1 rRNA gene is annotated in these 1291 nt (G+C 50.0%); it reads left to right on the top strand.

Going from position 1 to position 1291, the window contains the following annotated elements:
- Positions 1-184: 184 nt before the first annotated feature.
- Positions 185-1291: ribosomal RNA gene (locus A39O_RS0110900) — 23S ribosomal RNA — on the top strand; the annotation flags it as partial.

Genomic DNA, 1291 nt, shown 5'->3' with positions numbered 1-1291 from the left:
ATCTCTGTAGTGATTAAATAAAAAATACTTCAGAGTGTACCTGCAAAGGTTCACTGCGAAGTTTTGCTCTTTAAAAATCTGGATCAAGCTGAAAATTGAAACACTGAACAACGAAAGTTGTTCGTGAGTCTCTCAAATTTTCGCAACACGATGATGAATCGAAAGAAACATCTTCGGGTTGTGAGGTTAAGCGACTAAGCGTACACGGTGGATGCCCTGGCAGTCAGAGGCGATGAAGGACGTGCTAATCTGCGATAAGCGTCGGTAAGGTGATATGAACCGTTATAACCGGCGATTTCCGAATGGGGAAACCCAGTGTGTTTCGACACACTATCATTAACTGAATCCATAGGTTAATGAGGCGAACCGGGGGAACTGAAACATCTAAGTACCCCGAGGAAAAGAAATCAACCGAGATTCCCCCAGTAGCGGCGAGCGAACGGGGAGGAGCCCAGAGCCTGAATCAGTGTGTGTGTTAGTGGAAGCGTCTGGAAAGGCGCGCGATACAGGGTGACAGCCCCGTACACAAAAATGCACATGCTGTGAGCTCGATGAGTAGGGCGGGACACGTGGTATCCTGTCTGAATATGGGGGGACCATCCTCCAAGGCTAAATACTCCTGACTGACCGATAGTGAACCAGTACCGTGAGGGAAAGGCGAAAAGAACCCCGGCGAGGGGAGTGAAAAAGAACCTGAAACCGTGTACGTACAAGCAGTGGGAGCACGCTTAGGCGTGTGACTGCGTACCTTTTGTATAATGGGTCAGCGACTTATATTCTGTAGCAAGGTTAACCGAATAGGGGAGCCGAAGGGAAACCGAGTCTTAACTGGGCGTTAAGTTGCAGGGTATAGACCCGAAACCCGGTGATCTAGCCATGGGCAGGTTGAAGGTTGGGTAACACTAACTGGAGGACCGAACCGACTAATGTTGAAAAATTAGCGGATGACTTGTGGCTGGGGGTGAAAGGCCAATCAAACCGGGAGATAGCTGGTTCTCCCCGAAAGCTATTTAGGTAGCGCCTCGTGAATTCATCTCCGGGGGTAGAGCACTGTTTCGGCAAGGGGGTCATCCCGACTTACCAACCCGATGCAAACTGCGAATACCGGAGAATGTTATCACGGGAGACACACGGCGGGTGCTAACGTCCGTCGTGAAGAGGGAAACAACCCAGACCGCCAGCTAAGGTCCCAAAGTCATGGTTAAGTGGGAAACGATGTGGGAAGGCCCAGACAGCCAGGATGTTGGCTTAGAAGCAGCCATCATTTAAAGAAAGCGTAATAGCTCACTGG

Source organism: Lamprocystis purpurea DSM 4197 (assembly GCF_000379525.1).
GTDB lineage: Bacteria > Pseudomonadota > Gammaproteobacteria > Chromatiales > Chromatiaceae > Thiodictyon > Thiodictyon purpureum.
The sequence above is the reverse complement of the archived record's forward strand: the minus strand, read 5'-3'. Positions and strand labels throughout refer to the sequence as shown.